Source organism: Leptolyngbya cf. ectocarpi LEGE 11479 (genome assembly GCF_015207065.1).
Taxonomy (GTDB): domain Bacteria; phylum Cyanobacteriota; class Cyanobacteriia; order Phormidesmidales; family Phormidesmidaceae; genus Leptothoe; species Leptothoe ectocarpi.
The window spans coordinates 1-1,024 of the sequence record NZ_JADEXP010000653.1 but is presented as its reverse complement, the minus strand read 5'-3'; the positions used below and the strand labels follow the sequence as shown (position 1 = coordinate 1,024).

The 1,024-nt window shown below is 55.1% G+C and carries 1 protein-coding gene; it reads right to left on the bottom strand.

Annotation, left to right across the window (positions count from 1 at the left end):
- On the bottom strand, nt 1-1,024 hold a 1,024-nt coding region (locus IQ260_RS30755; RefSeq protein WP_265579601.1), incomplete at both ends, for a transglycosylase domain-containing protein.

The following is a 1,024-nucleotide window of genomic DNA, read 5'->3' as shown; positions in this document are numbered from 1 at the left end:
GCGCTACTGGGTCTGGGGCCGGGGCTGCGGGCGCGGGTGCCGGCGTTTCAGGCGGTGGAGCAGCGGGTGCGGATTGCTCAGGAGCCGGAGCGGGTGCTGCAGGCGCGGGCGCGGGCGCGGGATTATCGAATTGCCGAGGCGGCGGCGACGACTGCTGAGGTTCCTCCTGACTCGGAGCAGCCTGGGGAACAGACTCAGAAGCTGCAGGTGCAGGATCTGAACGACGTGGCGCCGGAGATGATTGCCTAGGGGCCTCGTCACTGGAAGAACGCCTGCCCGCTTTTTCTGCGACTACTTTACCTGGCTTGACAGGTTTTGCTTCAATCGACCCTTTACGCCCCGATAGGCGGGGCAATTCTGGAAATTTTTCGACCGGCAGGTCTTCAATAAACTGTGAGACAAATTGTCGCCAAGCATAGGCCGCTGTGCTGCTGGCTCCGCGTGTAGGGCTACTATCGTCGTTACCAAACCACACACCAACCACCAGCTGGGGCGTAAAGCCAATAAACCACAAATCTCGGTTTTTCTCAGAGGTACCAGTTTTACCAGCTATCTGCCGACCACTAATATAGGCATTACTACCTGTACCGCCTTCGACAACACTACGCATCATCCAGGCCATAATCGCAGCTGAGTCTTCATCAATGGCTTGCTCAGCTTCATCAGCAAACTCGTACAGCACTTCACCGCTGCGGTTAGTAATTCGTTTAATACCATGGGCCTCCACGTGCTTGCCCTCAGCAGCAAATGCGCCGTAGGCATTGGTTAGCTCCAGCAGGTTAACCTCAGATGCGCCTAGAGCCAGGGAGTAAGCAGGCAACAAATCTGACTTGATACCCATCCGCTTAGCCATGGCGATAACGGGTTCAAATCCAACCTCTACCAGCACTTTAACGGCCACGATATTAATTGACGAGGACAGGGCCTGTTTGAGTTCTACATTACCTCGGTAGTTTTTACCGTAGTTCTCTGGTTCATATCCATCCACGACATAGCGGGCATCCACATAGCCTTTATAGGGAGA